General features: G+C 64.9%; 22 protein-coding genes. 1 reads left to right on the top strand and 21 read right to left on the bottom strand.

Features of this window, described 5'->3' with window-relative positions:
• Positions 1 to 114: 114 nt before the first annotated feature.
• From DC363_RS00230 to DC363_RS00130, 21 genes are all read right to left on the bottom strand, one after another.
• Positions 115 to 513, bottom strand: coding sequence for a DUF5333 domain-containing protein (locus DC363_RS00230; protein WP_108639123.1), 399 nt, complete (start codon positions 511 to 513; stop codon positions 115 to 117).
• Between the two features lie 217 nt (positions 514 to 730).
• Positions 731 to 2,014 carry an NADH-quinone oxidoreductase subunit NuoF gene (gene nuoF / locus DC363_RS00225; RefSeq protein ID WP_108639122.1) on the bottom strand — a complete coding sequence of 428 codons (1,284 nt, stop codon included), beginning with the start codon at positions 2,012 to 2,014 and terminating at the stop codon, positions 731 to 733.
• 42 nt (positions 2,015 to 2,056) lie between these two features.
• The gene (locus DC363_RS00220) at positions 2,057 to 2,275 is read right to left on the bottom strand and encodes a DUF5337 family protein (protein ID WP_108639121.1); all 219 of its coding nucleotides are present in this window, start codon (positions 2,273 to 2,275) and stop codon (positions 2,057 to 2,059) included.
• Between the two features lie 102 nt (positions 2,276 to 2,377).
• The gene (locus DC363_RS00215; protein WP_108639120.1) at positions 2,378 to 2,713 is read right to left on the bottom strand and encodes a hypothetical protein; all 336 of its coding nucleotides are present in this window, start codon (positions 2,711 to 2,713) and stop codon (positions 2,378 to 2,380) included.
• Between the two features lie 161 nt (positions 2,714 to 2,874).
• A complete protein-coding gene (locus tag DC363_RS00210; protein WP_108639119.1) occupies positions 2,875 to 4,170 on the bottom strand; it encodes an NADH-quinone oxidoreductase subunit E in 1,296 nt (431 codons plus the stop codon).
• Entirely contained in the window at positions 4,163 to 4,465 is a 303-nt protein-coding gene (locus tag DC363_RS00205; protein ID WP_108639118.1) for a hypothetical protein, read from the bottom strand. The genes DC363_RS00210 and DC363_RS00205 overlap by 8 nt, the downstream gene beginning before the upstream one ends.
• A complete protein-coding gene (locus DC363_RS00200; RefSeq protein ID WP_108639117.1) occupies positions 4,462 to 4,722 on the bottom strand; it encodes a hypothetical protein in 261 nt (86 codons plus the stop codon). The genes DC363_RS00205 and DC363_RS00200 overlap by 4 nt, the downstream gene beginning before the upstream one ends.
• Entirely contained in the window at positions 4,719 to 5,945 is a 1,227-nt protein-coding gene (locus DC363_RS00195; protein WP_108639116.1) for an NADH-quinone oxidoreductase subunit D, read from the bottom strand. Before DC363_RS00195 ends, DC363_RS00200 begins: the two co-directional genes overlap by 4 nt.
• A complete protein-coding gene (locus DC363_RS00190; protein WP_108639115.1) occupies positions 5,942 to 6,577 on the bottom strand; it encodes an NADH-quinone oxidoreductase subunit C in 636 nt (211 codons plus the stop codon). The genes DC363_RS00195 and DC363_RS00190 overlap by 4 nt, the downstream gene beginning before the upstream one ends.
• Positions 6,578 to 6,598: 21 nt before the next feature.
• Positions 6,599 to 7,132, bottom strand: coding sequence for a NuoB/complex I 20 kDa subunit family protein (locus tag DC363_RS00185; protein WP_108639114.1), 534 nt, complete (start codon positions 7,130 to 7,132; stop codon positions 6,599 to 6,601).
• Complete coding sequence (locus tag DC363_RS00180) at positions 7,123 to 7,488, bottom strand: NADH-quinone oxidoreductase subunit A (protein WP_108639113.1); 366 nt, start codon at positions 7,486 to 7,488, stop codon at positions 7,123 to 7,125. Before DC363_RS00180 ends, DC363_RS00185 begins: the two co-directional genes overlap by 10 nt.
• Before the next feature lie 138 nt (positions 7,489 to 7,626).
• The gene (locus tag DC363_RS00175; RefSeq protein ID WP_108639112.1) at positions 7,627 to 8,412 is read right to left on the bottom strand and encodes a crotonase/enoyl-CoA hydratase family protein; all 786 of its coding nucleotides are present in this window, start codon (positions 8,410 to 8,412) and stop codon (positions 7,627 to 7,629) included.
• Positions 8,405 to 9,265 carry a hydroxymethylglutaryl-CoA lyase gene (locus DC363_RS00170; RefSeq protein ID WP_108639111.1) on the bottom strand — a complete coding sequence of 287 codons (861 nt, stop codon included), beginning with the start codon at positions 9,263 to 9,265 and terminating at the stop codon, positions 8,405 to 8,407. The genes DC363_RS00175 and DC363_RS00170 overlap by 8 nt, the downstream gene beginning before the upstream one ends.
• Positions 9,265 to 11,196 carry an acetyl/propionyl/methylcrotonyl-CoA carboxylase subunit alpha gene (locus DC363_RS00165; protein ID WP_108639110.1) on the bottom strand — a complete coding sequence of 644 codons (1,932 nt, stop codon included), beginning with the start codon at positions 11,194 to 11,196 and terminating at the stop codon, positions 9,265 to 9,267. Before DC363_RS00165 ends, DC363_RS00170 begins: the two co-directional genes overlap by 1 nt.
• A gap of 23 nt (positions 11,197 to 11,219) precedes the next feature.
• Positions 11,220 to 11,684 (bottom strand): hypothetical protein, encoded by a 465-nt coding sequence (locus tag DC363_RS00160; RefSeq protein WP_108639109.1) that lies wholly within the window; start codon positions 11,682 to 11,684, stop codon positions 11,220 to 11,222.
• Positions 11,685 to 11,692: 8 nt separating this feature from the next.
• Positions 11,693 to 13,252, bottom strand: coding sequence for a carboxyl transferase domain-containing protein (locus tag DC363_RS00155; protein ID WP_241962883.1), 1,560 nt, complete (start codon positions 13,250 to 13,252; stop codon positions 11,693 to 11,695).
• A 94-nt stretch (positions 13,253 to 13,346) separates the two neighbouring features.
• Complete coding sequence (locus DC363_RS16630) at positions 13,347 to 13,901, bottom strand: lysozyme inhibitor LprI family protein (RefSeq protein WP_146180720.1); 555 nt, start codon at positions 13,899 to 13,901, stop codon at positions 13,347 to 13,349.
• 3 nt (positions 13,902 to 13,904) lie between these two features.
• On the bottom strand, positions 13,905 to 14,615 hold the full coding sequence (locus DC363_RS00145) for a flavodoxin family protein (RefSeq protein WP_108639107.1): 711 nt from the start codon (positions 14,613 to 14,615) through the stop codon (positions 13,905 to 13,907).
• Between the two features lie 65 nt (positions 14,616 to 14,680).
• Positions 14,681 to 15,841: an isovaleryl-CoA dehydrogenase gene (locus tag DC363_RS00140; protein ID WP_108639106.1), complete on the bottom strand. Its 1,161-nt coding sequence runs from the start codon at positions 15,839 to 15,841 to the stop codon at positions 14,681 to 14,683.
• Positions 15,842 to 15,928: 87 nt separating this feature from the next.
• Complete coding sequence (locus tag DC363_RS00135; protein WP_108639105.1) at positions 15,929 to 17,131, bottom strand: DegT/DnrJ/EryC1/StrS family aminotransferase; 1,203 nt, start codon at positions 17,129 to 17,131, stop codon at positions 15,929 to 15,931.
• Positions 17,132 to 17,188: 57 nt separating this feature from the next.
• The gene (locus DC363_RS00130) at positions 17,189 to 17,851 is read right to left on the bottom strand and encodes an HAD-IA family hydrolase (protein WP_108639104.1); all 663 of its coding nucleotides are present in this window, start codon (positions 17,849 to 17,851) and stop codon (positions 17,189 to 17,191) included.
• Between the two features lie 128 nt (positions 17,852 to 17,979).
• On the opposite strand from DC363_RS00130, the gene glmU reads away from it, so the two are divergent.
• Positions 17,980 to 19,332, top strand: a complete 1,353-nt coding sequence (gene glmU, locus DC363_RS00125; protein ID WP_108639103.1) for a bifunctional UDP-N-acetylglucosamine diphosphorylase/glucosamine-1-phosphate N-acetyltransferase GlmU — start codon at positions 17,980 to 17,982, stop codon at positions 19,330 to 19,332.
• Position 19,333 lies beyond the last annotated feature (1 nt).

Here is a 19,333-nt window from a genome sequence, read left to right as displayed (position 1 = left end):
GCCACGGTTTGCCAGTGCGAATGCCCATGTTTCGACGCGCAAAAAACCCGGAAGAAATGCAAAACGGGCCGGCGATGAAACCGGCCCGTTCGCGATGTGTGTGGTGGCGACGCGCTAGCGCAGCAAGCGGCCCACCTGGGTGCCCTGCGCCATCTGATCCTGCGCCACCGCGCAATAGCTCGACGGGTTCGAGGCATCCACGCCAAGGGCGGCCAGCCGACCATAGGCGATCTCGATCAGGCGTTCCTTCTCGGCCTTGTTGTCGATATAGGCGTCGATTTCGTCATCCGAATAGCCCAGACTTTCAAGGTGCGATTTCAAACTGTTAAGGAAGCTGTACCCCCGGATCAGCCGCACCGAGACGCCGTCGCATTTGTCGCCCAGCTCAATCGCCATGCCGGCGGCGATCAGCCCTTCGGTGACGCGCTCGACGTTGGCGGGGTTGGCGGAGGCCGCGCCGCTCAGGGTGAAGGCAAGGGCGGCTGCTCCGGCCATCAGGTTCAGGGATTTCATAAACTACAACTCCAGATCATTCCTGCCGCAGACACAGCGGCGCTGGGGCAAGACCTGTGGCAGCAGGGGGTGCTATTCAATAGCAGCCCCGCAAATACGGCCCCTCCGGCGGGTTTTTGCAAAGCACGGGGGGGCGCCCGCGCGCGACAAAGAAAAACCGCGCCCCCGATCAACGGGGCCGCGGTCTATTTAACTCAATCGGATCGGGGCCTGCGCCCTACTCGGCCGCGACGGGCTTGCGCTTGTGGGCGATGCGATCCTCGATCTCGTCGCGGAAGTTCTTGATCAAGCCCTGGATCGGCCAGGCGGCGGCGTCGCCCAAGGCGCAGATCGTGTGGCCTTCGACCTGTTTGGTCACGTCCAGCAGCATGTCGATCTCGGCCGGGTCCGCATCCCCGCGCACCAGCCGCTCCATCACCCGCATCATCCAGCCGGTGCCTTCGCGACAGGGGGTGCACTGGCCGCAGCTTTCGTGCTTGTAAAACGCCGCCAACCGCCAGATCGCCTTGATGATGTCGGTCGACTGATCCATCACGATCACCGCCGCCGTGCCAAGGCTGGACCCCTTTTCCTTGAGCGCGTCGAAATCCATCACCGCGTCGCGCATGTTCTCGCCGCGCACCAGCGGCACGGAGGAGCCGCCGGGAATCACCGCCTTGAGGTTGTCCCACCCGCCCCGGATGCCGCCGCAGTGCTTCTCGATCAGCTCTTCAAAAGGAATCGACATCGATTCCTCGACCACGCAGGGGTTGTTGACGTGACCGGAGATCGCGAAAATTTTGGTGCCCGCGTTGTTGGGCCGCCCGAAGCTCGAGAACCACTCAGGCCCGCGGCGCAGGATCGTCGGCACCACGGCAATCGATTCCACGTTGTTCACCGTGGTCGGGCAACCGTAAAGACCGGCCCCCGCAGGGAACGGTGGCTTCATGCGGGGCATGCCCTTCTTGCCTTCCAACGATTCCAGCAACGCGGTCTCTTCGCCGCAGATGTAAGCGCCCGCGCCGTGGCTGACGTAGATGTCGAAATCCCAGCCGGATTTGGCGGCATTGGGGCCAACCAGACCGGCATCATAGGCTTCGTCGATCGCGGCCTGCAGCGCCTCACGCTCGCGAATATACTCGCCGCGGATGTAGATGTAGCAGGCGTTGGCGTTCATAGCGAACGACGCGATCAAGCAGCCTTCGATCAGCGTATGCGGATCGTGGCGCATGATCTCGCGGTCCTTGCAGGTGCCCGGCTCGGATTCGTCGGCGTTGACCACTAGATAGGCCGGACGCCCGTCGCTTTCCTTGGGCATGAAGGACCATTTCAACCCGGTGGGGAAGCCTGCACCGCCGCGTCCGCGCAGACCGCTGGCCTTCATCTGGTCGATGATCCAGTCGCGCCCCTTGGCGATGATCCCGGCGGTCCCGTCCCAATGCCCGCGCGCCTGCGCGCCCTTCAGCGTGCGGTCGTGCATTCCGTAGAGGTTGGTGAAAATACGGTCTTTATCAGCAAGCATGGAACGTTTCCTCGTCATCTTCGCCGCGATTTGGCGAAGGTCTCATTTATCTTTGGTCTTTTGCCACAGGTTCCACGTCACCACCAGTGACCAAATGAACGCAGCAAGCGAGATCAGATAGAAGAGCATTTCAACCCGGGGGCTGGCACCGATCAGGCGCGTTATCGCGGGTGCGAAGATCGCCAATAGCCCCGCGAGCGCGATGACAATCGCGATCTGGCGGCCCTGTGCTGCAGCCTTCTGGTCGTCCGGTGTGCTCATGGGGCCGTTCTGCCCGTTGGCCGCGCAAAAGAAAAGCCCCCCGGGGCGGATTTGGCGCGGGCCGGACCGGTTGGCGCCGTCGAAGCAACACCAAGGGCAAGATCAGCGCGGACGGCCCTGCGGGGGGTCTTGAGGTCGTGTTTCGTCGGCCTCGGGCGCGTCCTCGATGAACTCTGCGCCGGTGGTGGTGCCGGTGTTCATCTCTTCCACCGGATCGGCGGGTGCGGCGCGGGCGGCTGTGCTGCGCCCCTCCTCCGGGCGCCCCTCGCCCCAGCCCAGCCAGAGCACGATCCAGACGATGACCGCGACCAGCAGGCCGATCAGGACGGCCCCCACAAGGCCAAAGCTGAACAATCCGTAAAATACCATGAAGGCGAGCAAACCCGCGACAGCAGCCGCCAGCCCCGCGCCGGAGCCTTTCGAAGACAACTTGGCCATATCCATCCTTTTCCCTGTCGGCCATCGCCCGCTCTGCGGCGGGTCGTGGACACGAGGGGAAGTCTAGCGGCGCGGGTCGGTTCTGATAAGGGCGCACAGAAGAACGCCGCCCGAATGTGGCATTCGGGCGGCGGCATGAAGGTTTGGCGGGGTGGCGGTGGTCAGCCCTTGGCTTCGTCCGCGAAGGTGCGGGCCTGACCGATCCAGTTGTCGCGGCGAATCCGCCCCTTGAAGGTCAGGCGGCTGTCGACCCATTCCACCTCGGCCTCGGACCAGTTCGCAATCTGGTCGAAGTGATAGAAACCCAAATCGTTGAGCGCCTGTTCCAGCTTCGGCCCGACGCCGGAAATCCGCTTGAGATCGTCGGCCCCTTCGGGGCGCGGCGCGTCCAACGTGTGCGGCTTGGCCTCGGGCACCATCGCCGGGGCCTTTACGTTGGCGGCGGCGGGGCGGGACGGGTCCGGGGTCAGGCCGGGGGCCGGACGGTCGGACGCCGCACCGGCGGGCGCGTGGGCGCGGGGTTCGGGCGCGGGCGTGCCAGCAGGCTCATCGGCCACGCTGCCGACCTCGGGGTGGCCCTTGGGCTCGACCTCGGGGGCTTCGCCGCGCACTTCGCCGGACCGCTCGGAAGAGACACCCACGTCGCGCGGGGCCTCTTCTTCTGCCGCCGTACGCCCGCCCTGTTTGCCGTCGGGCCCTTCGGGGGGCATCAGGTCGTCGCGCTCAGGCTTGGCCCCGGCCACGCCTTCGGGGCGGTGCCACGGGGTGAGCAGCGGCACCTCGGTGCCATCGATCCGCTTGATCGTGTCGCCGATGTCATGGGCGCGTTGCACCGACGCGTTGTATTGCTGCTGGCCGCTGTCGAAATCCGTCAACGTTGTCAGACCCTTGAGCGGTTCCGACGCGTAGCGGCCGTTCTGCGGGCCGGGCAGAGGAACCTCACCAGCGGCCAAGGCATCGATCAGCTCACCCATCTTCTCAGCGGTCAGATCCTCGTAATAATCCTTGCCGATCTGCGCCATGGGGGCATTGGAACAGGCGCCCAGACATTCCACTTCTTCCCATGAAAAACGGCCATCGGGCGAAAGCTCATGGGGGTTGGGGGCGATCTTCTCACGGCAGACCGCCATCAGATCCTCGGCCCCGCAAATCATGCAGGAGGTGGTGCCGCAAATTTGGATATTGGCAACAGACCCAACGGGATGCAGCTGGAACATGAAGTAGAAGGACGCGACTTCCAGCGCCCGCATATAGGCCATGTCCAGCATATCGGACACGTATTCGATGGCCGGACGGGTCAGCCACCCCTCTTGCTCTTGCGCGCGCCACAAAAGGGCGATGACCGCGCTGGCCTGCCGCCCCTCGGGGTATTTGGTGATCTGGCCCTTCGCCCACGCCAGATTGTCTGGTGTGAACTCAAAGCTGTCAGGCTGGTCGAGGTGGAGACGTCTAAGCATTGGCACAGGATCCTGAAGTCAGTCGGAAACCGCTGTCGGTGGGTGTGCTTTCACCGGCGAGCGTCAAATATTGGGTGATGATGGACAGTTTCGCCGTGTCGAAACCGGTGGCCGCGCGCACCTGATCGGCCTGCGCCGGCCCGATGACGCAGCCCGCCTGCGTGGCGGCTGTCTTGAACAGGGCAACATCCTGTTCGGTCACGCCGTCGGGCAGGGTCTGCCCCGGCACGCCGTCCAGCCCCGCGCCGCAAGCGGTCAGGGTCAAGGCAGCCAGCAGGGCGACGGCAGGTTTCATGAACAGGCCTCGGACGACAGGGACATGGAGCCATCCGCCTCAAGCGCGACGAGACCGTCTTCATACAGGGCAGCGATCACGGCCATGGTCTGCTCTTCGTCCAGACCCGAGGCCGCAAGCACCGCGTCGCCGTTGTCGGCGGTCACCGAGCAACCTGCCGCTTCGATGGCCATGGTCATGGCTGTCACCTCATCCGCGCTTTGCGCGAGGGCGGGCGTGGCAAGACACAGCGCCGCAAGGGTCAGACGGCCGATCATCGGTCAATCTCCCCGAAGACGATGTCCATGGTGCCGATGATCGCCGCCACGTCCGCTAGCTGGTGCTTGGACGCGATGTGGTCCATCGCCTGCAGGTGCAGGTAGCCCGGCGCGCGCAGCTTGGCGCGGTAAGGTTTGTTGGTGCCATCGGCCACGAGATAAACGCCGAACTCGCCCTTCGGCGCTTCGACGGCGGCATAGACCTCACCGGCAGGCACGTGGAAGCCCTCGGTGTAGAGTTTGAAGTGATGGATCAAAGCCTCCATCGAGGTCTTCATCTCACCGCGCGTGGGCGGAGTCATCTTGCCACGGGCCATGATGTCGCCCTGCCCTTCGGGCTCACGCAGCTTGGAGATGGCCTGCCGGATGATCGATACAGACTGGCGCATTTCTTCCATGCGGACGAGGTAGCGATCGTAGCAATCGCCGTTCTTGCCCACGGGAATCTTGAAGTCGAACTCATCGTAGCATTCGTAAGGCTGGCTGCGGCGCAGGTCCCAGGCAAAGCCCGATCCGCGCACCATGACGCCCGAGAAGCCCCAATCCTGAATGTCTTTCTCGGTCACTACGCCGATATCGACGTTGCGCTGCTTGAAGATGCGGTTTTCGGTCAGCAGCCCGTCGAGATCGACCATGAAGTTGGCCATGAACTGGTCGGCCCAGGCTTCGATGTCGGTCAGAAGCTCCGGCGGCAGGTCCTGATGCACCCCGCCGGGGCGGAAATAGGCCGCGTGCAGACGCGCACCGCAGGCGCGTTCGTAGAACACCATGAGCTGCTCACGCTCTTCAAAGCCCCAGACCGGCGGCGTCAGCGCGCCCACGTCCATCGCCTGGGTCGTGACGTTCATCAGGTGGTTCAGGATGCGGCCGATCTCGGAATAGAGCACGCGGATCAGCGAGGCACGGCGCGGCACCTTGGTGCCGGTCAGCTTCTCGATCGCCAGACACCAGGCATGTTCCTGGTTCATCGGCGCCACGTAGTCGAGCCGGTCGAAATATGGCAGGTTCTGCAGATAAGTGCGGCTTTCCATCAGCTTCTCGGTGCCGCGGTGCAGCAGGCCGATGTGCGGATCGCAACGCTCCACAATCTCGCCGTCGAGCTCAAGCACCAGACGCAAAACCCCGTGCGCCGCGGGGTGTTGCGGGCCGAAGTTGATGTTGAAGTTGCGGATCTTCTGCTCGCCGGTCAGCGCGTCGTCGAAGTTCTTCGTGCCGTCCATCATTTCGCGCCCTCCTTCTTGGAGACATGGCTGTCGGGTGCCACCTTGTCGTCACCGGGCAGGATGTATTCCGCCCCTTCCCACGGTGACATGAAGTCGAACTGGCGGTATTCCTGCACCAGCTTCACCGGCTCATAAACGACGCGCTTTTGCACTTCGTCATAACGCACCTCGGTGTAGCCCGTGGTCGGGAAATCCTTGCGCAAAGGATAGCCGCGGAAGCCGTAGTCGGTGAGGATGCGGCGCAGGTCCGGGTGGCCGCGGAAGATGATGCCGAACATGTCGAAGACTTCACGCTCGAACCAGTTGGCGCTGGGGTGCACCTCAATGATCGAGGGCACCATCTCATCCTCGCGCACCTGAAGACGCAAGCGGATGCGGTGGTTCTGGTACATCGACAGGAAGTGATAGACCACGTCGAACCGCTTGGCCCGCCCGGGATAATCCACCGCCGTGATGTCGATCAGCGTCGAAAAGCTGCACGAGCTGTCGCTGCGCAGAAACTCCACCAGCCCCGCGATATGCGACGGCGCGACATTCACCGTCAGCTCACCGCCGGTGACATCCCACGACAGCACGGAATCGGGGCGCTTGAGTTCGATATGATGACCGAGTTCTTTGAGCTCGTCAGACATTGGAATTCCCTTCGGATGGGCTTAGCGGACAATCGTCCCGGTGCGGCGGATTTTGCGTTGCAGCTGCAAGATACCATAAAGCAGCGCCTCGGCCGTGGGGGGGCATCCGGGCACGTAGATATCCACGGGCACGATCCGGTCGCAGCCGCGCACGACGCTGTAGGAATAGTGGTAATAGCCGCCGCCGTTGGCGCAGGACCCCATCGAGATCACATAACGCGGCTCGGGCATCTGGTCATAGACCTTGCGCAGCGCGGGCGCCATCTTGTTGGTCAGCGTGCCGGCCACGATCATCACGTCGGACTGGCGCGGAGAGGCGCGCGGCGCGATGCCGAAGCGCTCGGCGTCATAGCGCGGCATCGAGGTGTGCATCATCTCAACCGCGCAGCAGGCCAGACCGAAGGTCATCCAGTGCAAGCTGCCCGTGCGCGCCCAGTTGATCAAGTCAGCCGAGGAGGTGACCAGAAACCCCTTGTCCGTCAGCTCTTTGTTGAGCGTCTGGGTGGCGTATTCCGGATCGGCTCCGGCGGTGTTGGGACCTGTGGCTACTCCCATTCCAGGGCTCCTTTTTTCCATTCGTAGGCGAAGCCCACGGTGAGCACGGCCAGAAAGACCATCATTGACCAGAAGGCCGCCATCGACAGACCGCCAAAGGCCACGGCCCATGGGAACAGGAAGGCGATTTCAAGATCGAAGATGATGAACAGGATCGCCACCAGATAGAACCGCACGTCGAATTTCATCCGCGCATCGTCAAAGGCGTTGAACCCGCATTCATAGGCCGAGACCTTTTCCGGATCGGGATTGCGCACCGCAAGCACCACGGCGGCAAGGATCAGGATCAGCCCGAGCACGATCGCAAGCCCCAGAAAGATGACGATTGGCAGGTAATCCCTGAGATATTCTTCCATGAGCGAAACTCCGGTCACGCGGGCGCACGACGGTGCGCCCCTTGGCTGCCCTCGCGTTTACCGCGCCCCCTTGGGGGGGTCAACGGCCCGCATGGTCACAATGCGGCGTGAATCGCTCGGGCAAGATCGATTTTCGCCCTAGCCTGCGCGCCAAGGTGGCGGGGTCTTGGCGAAGAAGGCCGCGATGCCTTGCGTCGCCTCGGGGTGTTCCCAGCGCTGCACAAGTGCCGCGATCGAGGCATCGACGGTCTCTTGCGTCGGTGCGCCCCCCAATTGCAACGCCATCGCCTTGGCTTCGGCCACAGCCGCCGGAGCGCAGTGCAGATAGGCTTCGGCTTCGGAATTGACCGCATCGTCAAGCGCTTGCGGGCCGACAACCTCACTCACCACGCCAAGACGTTTGGCGGTTTCGGCGTAAAACGGGCGACTGGACATGAACACGCTGCGCGCGGCCCCGCCGCCCATGCGCGCCAGCACATAGGGCCCGATGGTCGCGGGGATCAGGCCGAGCTTTGTTTCCGTCAGCCCGAAGGTCGCCTGTGGCACCGCGAAGACCTTGTCACAGACGCAGGCCAGCCCCACGCCGCCGCCAAAGGTATTGCCCTGAATGCGGGCAATGACCGGTTTGCCCAGACGGTTGATCGCGCCCAGCATGTCGGCCAGCTTGCGTGCCTCACGCGCGCGGGCCTGCGCCGTCGCTTCCATCTGCGCCTGCATCCACCCCAGATCCCCGCCCGCGCAGAAGCTGCGCCCTTGCGCCGCCAAAATCAACACGCGGATGGCGGGGTCGGCGTCGATCCGGGCGGCGGCTTGGGTCAGCTCCTCGATCATCTGGCCGGACAGGGCGTTGTGTTTTTCGGGCCGAGCCAGTTCCAAGCGCGCCACGCCGCGGGCCTCGGTCGTCAGGGTGAGCGTCTCAAACATCTGCGTCTCCTCTCATGGCGCGGGCCATCTCTGCGGCGGCATCGATCACGGCAAGATCCAGCCCGTGGGCGTGCCCCTTGCGGGTCAGGTGGCGCGCGACGGCTTCGGTCGCGACGTTGCCCGAGGCACCGGGCGCGTAGGGGCAGCCGCCCAAGCCCCCCACCGCAGTGTCGAAACGGCGCAGCCCAAGATCGAGCGCCACGTCGATATTGTCTAAGGCGCGGCCATTGGTGTCGTGGAAATGTCCCGCCAGTTGCGACGGGGCGGCAACCGTCAGAACCCGTTCCAGTAAGGCACGCACGGTGTCTGGCGTGCCCGCGCCGATGGTGTCGCCAAGGCTGACTTCATAGCAGCCCAGATCGAGTAATTTCTCAACAACACCCGCCACCTGCGCAGGATCAATCGGCCCGTCGTAGGGGCATTCGATCACGCAAGACACGTAGCTGCGCACCGAAATGCCCGCCTTTTTCGCCTCGGCAAGGATCGGGGCGAAACGCTCGAAACTTTCCGCAATGTTGGCGTTGATGTTGGCGCGGCTGAACCCCTCGGAGGCGGCGGCAAAGACCGCAACCTCGTCTGCGCGGGCGGCCTGTGCCTCCTCGAAGCCGCGCAGGTTGGGGGTGAGCGCCGCATAGGACACGCCCTCGGCCCGCGTGATGCCGCGCAGAACCTCGCCGCTGCCCGCCATCTGCGGCACCCATCGGGGTGACACGAAGCTTGCGCATTCGATATGGGTCAGGCCCGAGCGCGACAGCAGATCCACAAGCGCGATCTTCTCTGCCACCGGGATCTGGCGCGGCTCATTCTGCAAGCCGTCGCGGGGGCCGACTTCAAAGAGGCGAACGGCGGGCATCAGGCGTCCCCATCCTGCGCGTCCAGCGCGATCAGCACGACCCCCGCCTGTACCTGTTCCCCCGCCTCATGGGCGATCTGCGCCACCGTTCCATCGCGCGGCGCGCGCAGCACATGCTCCATCTTCATCGCTTCAAGAACCGCGAGCCGGTCGTCTTCGGCCACGGTGTCCCCCACCGCCACGGCCACATCGCGCAACAGGCCGGGCATGGGCGACAGGACGGCATCGCCGGCGGCCTGCGTGCTGGCCCGGTCCAACGGGTCCGCCATCCCAAGCGTCAGGGGGGCCGCGCCGAACAACGTGATGGCGCGCCCGTGGATGTGACAGGGCCGCGGGGCCTGCCCGTCGAACCGCCAGACCCCGCCCAGCCGCTGCGCCGAGACCGCAGCCTCGCCCACCGTGCAGATCACCTCATCCGGCCCGCGCGGGGTGAGCGTGACGCCCTGCCCCCCGACCTCAACCCGCCAGCGCAGGGGCGTGTGCAGAGTGAAGCCGCTGTGCGGGTCCTGCCGGTCCCCCAGCCCACTGAGCATCAGAGCCGCCTGCGCCATGTCCTGTGGGCGGGGGTCCGGCGCGGCGGTCAGGCTGTCGATCTTGCGGGCGATCAGGCCCGTGTCGACGCCGCCCTGCGCGAAGTCCGGATCGGCCGCAAGAGCCGATAGGAAGCCGATGTTCGTCGTGGTGCCCGCCACCTCGGTCGCGGCCAACCCGTCGCGCAGAGCTTTTAACGCGGTGGCGCGGTCCGGCCCGTGGGTGATCAGCTTGGCGACCATCGGATCGTAATGCGGCGTGATGCTGTCGCCCGCCGCAACCCCCGTGTCCGCGCGCACGGAGGGCGGAAACGCAAGGTGCGACAGGGTGCCGATGGCGGGCAGGAAACCGTTCGCTGCATCCTCTGCATAGAGGCGCGCTTCGAAGGCATGGCCGTGGATGGTCAGCTCCTCCTGCGTGGCGGGCAAAGGGGCACCGCTGGCGACACGCAACTGCCAGTCCACCAGATCGACGCCCGTGATCGCCTCGGTCACCGGGTGCTCGACCTGCAACCGGGTGTTCATTTCCATGAACCAGAAACCGTCGCTGCGCAGCGGGCCCGAGCCGTCAACGATGAACTCCACCGTGCCCGCCCCGCTGTAGCCGATGGCCTTCGCGGCCTTGACCGCAGCCGCGCCCATGGCCGCGCGGACCTCGGGCGTCATGCCCGGAGCGGGCGCTTCCTCAATGACCTTCTGGTGACGCCGCTGCAAAGAACAGTCCCGCTCGAACAGATGCAGGGCGTTCGCACCGTCACCGAAGATCTGCACCTCGATATGGCGCGGGGCGGTGATGAATTTCTCGATCAGCACGTCGCTGTTGCCAAAGGCGGCCTGCGCTTCGGCCCGCGCCGAGGCCAGCGCCTCGTCGAAGTCTTCCGCCGCTTCGGCCAGTCGCATCCCCTTGCCGCCGCCCCCCGCGACGGCCTTGATCAACACCGGATAGCCGATCTTGTCCGCCTCCGCCCGCAAGCGGGCGTCGTCCTGATCGGCCCCGTGATAGCCGGGTACCACGGGCACACCCGCCTTGACCATCAGCGCCTTGGCCCGATCCTTGAGACCCATGGCGCGGATCGCCTGCGCACTTGGGCCGACGAAGATCAGCCCCGCCTGCGCCACCGCCTCTACGAAGTCGGGGTTTTCCGACAGGAAACCATAGCCGGGGTGGATCGCCTCGGCCCCCGTGGCCCGGGCGGCGTCGATGATCCGGTCGCCGCGCAGGTAACTGTCCGAGGGGGCCGCGCCGCCAATGCGCACCGCCTGATCCGCAAGCCGCACGTGCCGCGCCTGCGCATCGGCGTCGGAATAGACCGCGACGGTGGCGATCCCCCGCGCCCGCGCACTTTCGATGATCCGGCAGGCAATCTCACCCCGATTGGCGATCAAGAGCTTGGATATCATGGCAAATCCCCTCTGTCTCGGGCTTAAGCGGTTTCGTCAGCGGGCGGTGGAGCGGCGGAATATTTGCGGTAGCGATGGCGGTAGATCAGGTTCGGCCGGTCACCGTCGAGAAGGTAGAACAGGATGCCCACGTTCACGAGCATCTCGACCAGCGTCAAAAGCGAGTCCCCCGTGCCCAACCCGCGCACCAGCGCAAAGGCCGTAAGCCCCGTTGAGACCGCCGCCATGACCACCGACCACGGCACCCGCAGGGCCAGTCCGATGCCGGTCAGAAAGGGCCAGATGCTGCTCAACAACGACACGCCAAGACCCGCGCCATACTGCCACGCAAGGGCGAATTTCAGCAGGCCCGTGGCGACGAAATAGGCCGCGATCAGCCACAACAGCAGGTTCAGACGCCCCTTGGGGTGCGCGTGCGCCTGTTCGACGGTCACATAGACCCAAGGCACGCCGGAGTAGAAGTCGGGTTTGGTGGGTTTGTCGGGCATTGGATTTCCTACATGCGGAACACGCCGAACCGCGTGTCCTCGATCGGGGCATTGAGCGCGGCGCGCAACGACAGGGCGAGCACCGTGCGGCTGTCGCGCGGGTCGATCACGCCGTCGTCCCACAGGCGGGCCGAGGCATAAAGCGCGTGAGACTGTTCTTCGAATTGATCGATAATAGGCTGTTTATAGGCGGTTTCTTCCTCTTCCAGCCAGTCCTGGCCCGCCCGTTCCATCGCGTCGCGCTTGACGGTCGCCAGAACCCCCGCCGCCTGTTCCCCGCCCATGACCGCCGTGCGCGATGTGGGCCAAGTCCAGACGAAATTCGGACTGTAGGCCCGGCCCGACATGCCGTAATTGCCCGCGCCGAAGCTGCCGCCGATGATCAGGGTGATCTTGGGCACCGAGGTCGTGGCCACCGCCGTGACCATCTTCGCCCCGTGCCGCGCGATGCCTTCGTTTTCGTATTTCTGCCCGACCATGAAGCCGGTGATGTTCTGCAAGAAGATAAGCGGGATTTTGCGTTGCGAGCACAGCTCGATGAAATGCGCGCCCTTCTGCGCGGCCTCCGAGAACAAGACCCCGTTGTTAGCGACGATCCCGCAGCGCATGCCCTCGATCTGGGCGAAACCTGTGACCAGCGTCTCTCCGAAGCGGGCCTTGAACTCGTCAAAGCGCGATCCGTCGACGATGCGGGTGATCACTTCGCGGATGTCGAACGGGGTTTTCAGGTCGGACGGGACAAGGTTGAAAAAGTCCTCTTGCGACTTGAGGGGCGCGTCGAAATCAACGGGTTTTAGCGGCTGCGGGCTGTCTGCGTGTGCGTTTTGGACAGCTTGCCGGACAAGGGCGAGCGCGTGGGCGTCGTCCTCGGCCAGATAGTCCGCCACCCCGGACAGGCGGGTGTGGACATCGCCGCCGCCCAGATCCTCGGCGCTCACCACCTCTCCGGTGGCGGCCTTGACCAGCGGCGGGCCGGCCAGAAAGATCGTACCCTGGTCTTTCACAATGATCGACACATCCGCCATGGCGGGCACATAGGCGCCGCCCGCGGTGCAGGAGCCCAGAACGGCGGCGATCTGAGGGATGCCGGCCGCCGACATGCGCGCCTGATTGTAGAAGATGCGGCCGAAGTGATCGCGGTCCGGGAACACTTCGTCCTGATTGGGCAGGTTCGCCCCGCCGCTGTCCACCAGATAGACGCAGGGCAAGCGGCAGTGTTCGGCGATTTCCTGCGCCCGCAGATGCTTTTTCACCGTGATCGGGTAATAGGTCCCGCCCTTCACGGTCGCATCATTGCAGACCACCATGACCTGCCGTCCGTGAACACGCCCGATCCCCGCGATCACACCGCCGCAGGGGGCCGCGCCGTCATACATGCCGTGCCCTGCCGTCGCGCCGATCTCAAGAAAGGGCGCGCCGGGATCGAGCACCGCTGCCACCCGGTCGCGGGGCAGCATCTTGCCGCGATCCTGATGCCGTTTGCGCGCGCGCTCCCCTCCGCCAGCGGCGGCAAGGGTCGCGGCATCACGCACAAGGGCCAGCGCCTCTTCGTGGGTCGGGGTCGTCATGTCCTCCGCTCCGCACATCTACGGGAAACGGGGCGTTCGACTGGACCGGCAATCGCGGCGAAAGGCGCGAACATCGGGGAGTCTGCGGCCTGGATCATTTGACACGCTCCTCAAGAAACAGGGTCTGCTGTGCGGTCAGCCCCATCAGGCAGGCGCCCGAGGCCGGACCCGCGCCGGTGCCGCCGCCCCATTGCACCGCTTCCCATTCGCAGGCGGCATCGCGGAACGCGATCCAGTGGCGCTGCATGGTCCGCAAGCTCTCGACCGCGTCCGGAATCCGCGCGTTGAACGCAGCGTTGTCCGCTGCAAGCTCTGCCTGTTGGTCGAGCAAGGTCCCATAGGCGGTGTTGAGCCGCGCGTCCCAATCTTCCCATTCGGCGGCGAAACAAAAGCTGATGCCCGCGTTCGACGATCCGGCCCCGGCCTCCATGCAGGCGGCAGCGCCAATCCCGATGCACTGGTGCTTTTCGCCGTAGCCACGCGCCTCGGCCAAACAGGCGTGCAGAACGCCTGCGTCATAGTCCAGCGCGCCCGGGTCTGGCAGGGGCGCGTTATGGGAATGCCCGTCGTGCGCAGGATCGTCCGGCGTATGATCCTGCGCGGACACCGGCGCAGCCAGCACGGTGAGCAAAAGACAAGCAAGACGCATGGGTCAGCTCCGGTATTCGGGGTTGTCGTGATTGATGTCGATCCCGTCGAGGGCACGGCGGTCGTTGCCCTTGTTCGGCAGGCCGTCGCGCAGCAGATGCGCCATATGCATCAGGTTCCACGTCATGATCGTCATGTTGCGCTTGGTGAAATCGTTGTCGAACCCGGCCTTGCTTCCGTCGTCGAGCTCATCGCCATAGGAGGGACCCGGCCCCGCCTCACCGATCCAGCCGCAATCGGCCTGCGGCGGCACGGTATAGCCCAGATGGGACAGCGCATACTGGAGGGTCATTGCGGTGTGCTTGATCCCGTCCTCGTTCCCGGTGATCACGCAACCACCTGTCTTGCCGTAATAAATCGACTGGCACTTGTCATTCGTCTCACCGGACATGCCGTAGAGCCGCTCGATCAGCCCGCGACAGACCGAGGATTCCTCGCCCAGCCAAAGCGGCGTGCCGATGACAAGGATGTTCGCCGCCTTGACCTTGTCCCAAAGCATTGGCCAATCGTCGCGCGCCCAGCCCTGCTCGGTCATGTCCGGATAGACGCCGGGGGGCACCTCATGGTCGAGCATATGCACCATCTCGACCGCAACCCCCTGATCCGCCATGATATTGGCCGAGGCGTTCAGCAAAAGCTTGGTGTGGCTCTCGCTCGATTTCTTCTTCAGCGAGGTGTTGATGAAGAGGGCGTTCAATCCTGTGAAATCACTCATGCTCTGTCCTTTCCGGCTGTGTCGAGCGGGGGTCTGGCCGACCACCTAGCGCGACGGCGCCCGATTTACATGGCGGCCATCATCTCGCGCCCGATCAGCATCCGGCGGATTTCCGAGGTGCCCGCGCCGATCTCCATCAGCTTGGCATCGCGGAACAGACGGGCGGTGGGCGCGTCGGCCATGAAGCCTGCGCCGCCCATGGCCTGCACCGCCTGATGCGCCTGCACCATCGCCTGCTCTGACGCATAAAGGCAGCAGGCCGCCGCATCCTGCCGGGTGACCGTGCCGCGATCACAGGCTTTCGCCACCTCATAGACATAGGCCCGCGCCGAGTTCAGCGCCGTGTACATATCCGCGATCTTCCCCTGCATGAGTTGGAAGCTCCCGATCGGCTGGCCGAACTGCTTGCGCTGGCTCAGGTAAGGCATGATCGTATCAAGGCAGGCGGCCATGATCCCAAGGCCGATCCCCGCCAGCACCACCCGTTCGTAATCCAGCCCGGACATCAGCACGGCGACGCCGCGCCCCTCTTCCCCCAGCACGTTCTCGAAGGGCACTTCGACGTTGTCGAACACCAGCTCCGCCGTGTTCGAGCCGCGCATCCCCAGTTTGTCGAAATGCGGCGAGGTGGAAAATCCGGTCATGGATTTCTCGATCAGGAAGGCGGTAATCCCCTTTGAGCCCGCGGCCTTGTCCGTCTTGGCATAGACCACCAGCGTGTCGGCGTCCGGCCCGTTGGTGATCCAGTATTTGGTGCCGTTCAGGCGGTAGTGATCGTTGCGCTTTTCCGCCGCGAGCGTCATCGACACTACGTCCGAGCCGGCCCCCGCCTCGGACATGGCCAGCGCGCCCACATGGGCGCCGGAGACCAGTTCGGGCAGGTATTTCGCTTTCTGGGCCTCATTGCCATTCAGCTTGATCTGGTTGACGCAAAGGTTGGAATGGGCGCCGTAGGATAGCGCGACCGAGGCGGAGGCGCGGGCGATTTCCTCAACCGCGACCGTGTGCGCCAGATAGGACATGCCCGCGCCGCCGTAAGCCTCATCCACGGTGATGCCGAGCAGGCCCAGATCGCCCATCTCGCGCCAAAGGTCCGAGGGAAACTCGTTCTTGCGGTCGATCTCACCGGCCAGGGGCGCGACACGCTCTTGCGCCCAGGCGTGAACCATATCGCGCAGGGCATTCACCTCATCGCCCAGATCGAAGGTCATCGAGGCTGTGAACATCCGGGCTCTCCTGCATTATTGAACAAGTGTTCAATAAAAGGGTTCGGGGCGCCGCGCAACGATTAAGTTGCCCCGCCGGCGGTCCGGTCAGGGCACGTTGTGTTCGGCAAAAGCCTGCTCCACCTCGTCGCGGATGATGCTGGCGATCAGGGCGCAGTCGTCACGGCTGAAGCTCAGCGGCAGGCGCATGTCGATGATCCCGGCCAGAATGCGGTCCGTGTCGGGCATGGCATCGGCTTGCGCATAGCGCCAAGAATCGTAGCGCGAGGTGAAGCCCGACGGCTCTGCCCCGCCGAACCATTTCAACTCAACGCCGCGGGCGGCACAGCGGCTCAGCACCTGTTGCACCGCCGCGGGGGGCCAGTCGAGCAACAGGAACTGGATCGACGAGGCGACATAGCCTTCGGCGGCGGGTCGATGCGGCAGGGTCAGCCCCGCCGCGCCCTCCAGCCCTTCGGCCACGGTGCGATAAAGCACGTTCCACCGGCCGCATTGGCGCGGCAGGTCCGCCAGTTGCGGCCGCAGGATCGCCGCGCGCAGATTGTCCATCCGGCCCGAGATATTGGGGGTGTCGTATTTGATTTGCGCGAAGGTCTCCGGCGGCGGGGCCGCGCGGTGGCGGTCGAACAACATGTAGCTGCCCGACAGCATGATCGCCCGGGCCATGCCCTCCGCATCGTCGGAGATGAGCAATCCCCCTTCGCCGGAATTGACGTGTTTGTAGGTCTGCGTCGAATAGCAGCCAAAGCGCCCCCAGCGCCCCGACGGCGTGCCGTTCCAGTCCGCCCCCATAGTGTGGGCGCAATCCTCGATCACTGTGACGCCTGCGCGATCACACAGAGCCATCAGCGCCTGCATGTCGCAGATATGTCCGCGCATATGCGACAGCAGCAGCACCCGCGCCTGCCCCAGCTTGCGCTCAAGGTCCGCCAGATCGATCACGAGGTCTTCGGTCACGCCCACGAAAACCGGCGTGGCGCCCACGGCGGCGATGGCGCCGGGCACGGGGGCCAGCGTGAAGGCATTTGTCAGCACCCGGTCGCCGTGGCCGATGCCGCAGGCCCGCAGCGCGGTGGTCAGCGCATAGCCCCCCGAGGCCACGGCCAGACAAAAGGCCGCCCCGGTTTGCGCGGCGAACTCCTCTTCCAGCCGCGCGGTCTCGGCGATTTCGCCCTCGATCACGTTGTAGCGGTGCAGGCGCCCGTGCTGCATGACGCGCAGGGCGGCGTCGATGCCCGCCTGCGGGATCGGTTCCTGTTGGGTGAAACGGCCGGTGAATGTCTTGCTCATGGCCCCATCTGCGGGGGTCGTGGCGCCCGCGTCAACGGTTTTCCCGCCGCAGCACGCTCAGGCGAGCAAACGGTCCACCAGTGCGGGCAGATCGTCGTAGTGATCCAGCAGGCCTTCGGGCTCAAGCGCGGCCATATCCTCACCCGAGGGGCCGAACGTCACCAGAATCGAGGGCACCCCCGCCGCCCGCGCGGTGTTGCGGTCGGTGTCGCTGTCGCCCACCAGACAGGTCAGCGCCGGATCGCCCCCCGCCCGGCGCACGGCCTCGAACAGATGTTCGGGATCGGGCTTTTTCACGGTCAACGTGTCTGCCCCCACCAAGGACGCGAAAGCATCCCGCACGCCCAGACGGGTCATCAGGTCATGGGCCAGCGCCTCGGGCTTGTTGGTGGCGATGCCCACGCCGTATCCGGCCGAGCGCAGGGCCTCGACCGCGTCCATCGCGCGGGGATAAAGCACCGTGTGGGTGTCAATCTCGCGCGCATAGGCGTCCAGCAAGGGCTGGTATTGGCGGTCGATCTCATCCTCACCAAACCCGTCGACCCGCGAAAACCCCAGCTTGAGCATCGCCCGCCCGCCGCGCAGGGCAGTGCCCGCATCGGTGGCGGGGTCCAGCACATCGCCCAACCCCAAGGAGCGGAAGCAGGAATTCGCCGCCGCGATCAAATCGCCGGACGTGTCGGCCAAGGTGCCATCCAGATCAAAAATAACAGTTTTCACGCCAAATCTCCGATTGCTTGCCCGTCTGTAACCCAGCGACACGGGAAGTGAACCCCTGATGTCTTGCGCCCCGGGGTCGACTTGGGGCATGTGGCCTTGGAACGGGCAAAAGCAAGAGACAGGGCATAATGGCAACCTCATTGATCATTCTGGCCGCGGGCAAGGGCACGCGCATGCAGTCCGACCTGCCCAAGGTGCTGCACCACGTGGCGGGCGCGCCGCTGCTGATCCACGCGATGCGCTCGGCCGCCGCGCTGGAGCCCGAAAAAACCGTGGTCGTCACCGGCCACGGCGCCGATCTGGTCGAGGCTGCGGCGCGGGGTTGGTCCGACGCGGTCGAAGTGGTCTTGCAAGCTGAGCAATTGGGCACCGGCCATGCGGTCTTGCAAGCCAAAGACGCGCTGTCGGGCTTCGACGGGGATGCCATCGTGCTTTACGGCGACACGCCCTTCATCCGCCCCGAAACGCTCGAAGCGATGATCGATGCCCGCGCGGCCCATGACATCGTCGTTCTGGGGTTCGAGGCCGCAGACCCGGGCCGCTATGGCCGTCTGGTCGTCGAAGGGGACGCGCTGCAGAAGATCGTCGAGTTCAAGGACGCGGACGCGCAGGAACGGGCGATACCCCTTTGCAATTCCGGCGTGATCTGCGCCAAGGCCGACGTGCTGTTCGACCTTCTGGACGCGGTGGGCAACGACAACGCCGCCGGGGAATACTACCTCACCGACATCGTCGGGATCGCACGCGGCAAGGGGCTCAGCGCCACCGTCGTGCGCTGTGACGAGGCCGAGACCATGGGCATCAATTCGCGTGCCGAGCTTGCTACCGCCGAGGCCACCTTTCAGGCGCGCGCCCGCGCTGAGGCCATGGCCAATGGCGTGACCCTGCACGCCCCCGAGACGGTCTATTTCAGCCACGACACCTTCATCGGCGCCGACACGGTGATCGAGCCGAACGTCGTCTTTGCGCCCGGCGTGACCATCGAGAACGGCGCACAGATCCGCGCCTTCAGCCACCTCGAAGGGTGCCACGTCTCACGCGGGGGCGTGGTTGGCCCCTATGCGCGGCTGCGTCCGGGCACCGAACTGGCCGAGGACGTGAAGATCGGCAACTTCGTAGAGGTGAAGAACGCGGTGCTGGACACCGGCGCCAAGGTCAACCACCTCAGTTATATCGGCGATGCCCAGGTGGGCGCGCGCAGCAACATCGGCGCGGGCACGATCACCTGCAACTATGACGGCGTGTTCAAGCACAGAACGACCATCGGCCGCGACGTTTTCGTGGGCTCGAACACCATGCTGGTGGCTCCGGTCACGTTGGGCGACGAAAGCATGACCGCCACCGGAACCATCGTCACCCGCGATGTGCCCGAAGGCGATATGGCCGTGGCCCGGGCCCGGCAAGAGAACAAGGCGGGATTTGCCCGGCGGATGTTCGAAAAGTTAAAGGCCAAACGGGCCAGAGCAACGAAGGAGACCTGAA

This window comes from Thalassorhabdomicrobium marinisediminis, assembly GCF_003072065.1.
GTDB lineage: Bacteria > Pseudomonadota > Alphaproteobacteria > Rhodobacterales > Rhodobacteraceae > Octadecabacter > Octadecabacter marinisediminis.
This window is presented reverse-complemented; position numbering and strand designations above follow the sequence as displayed.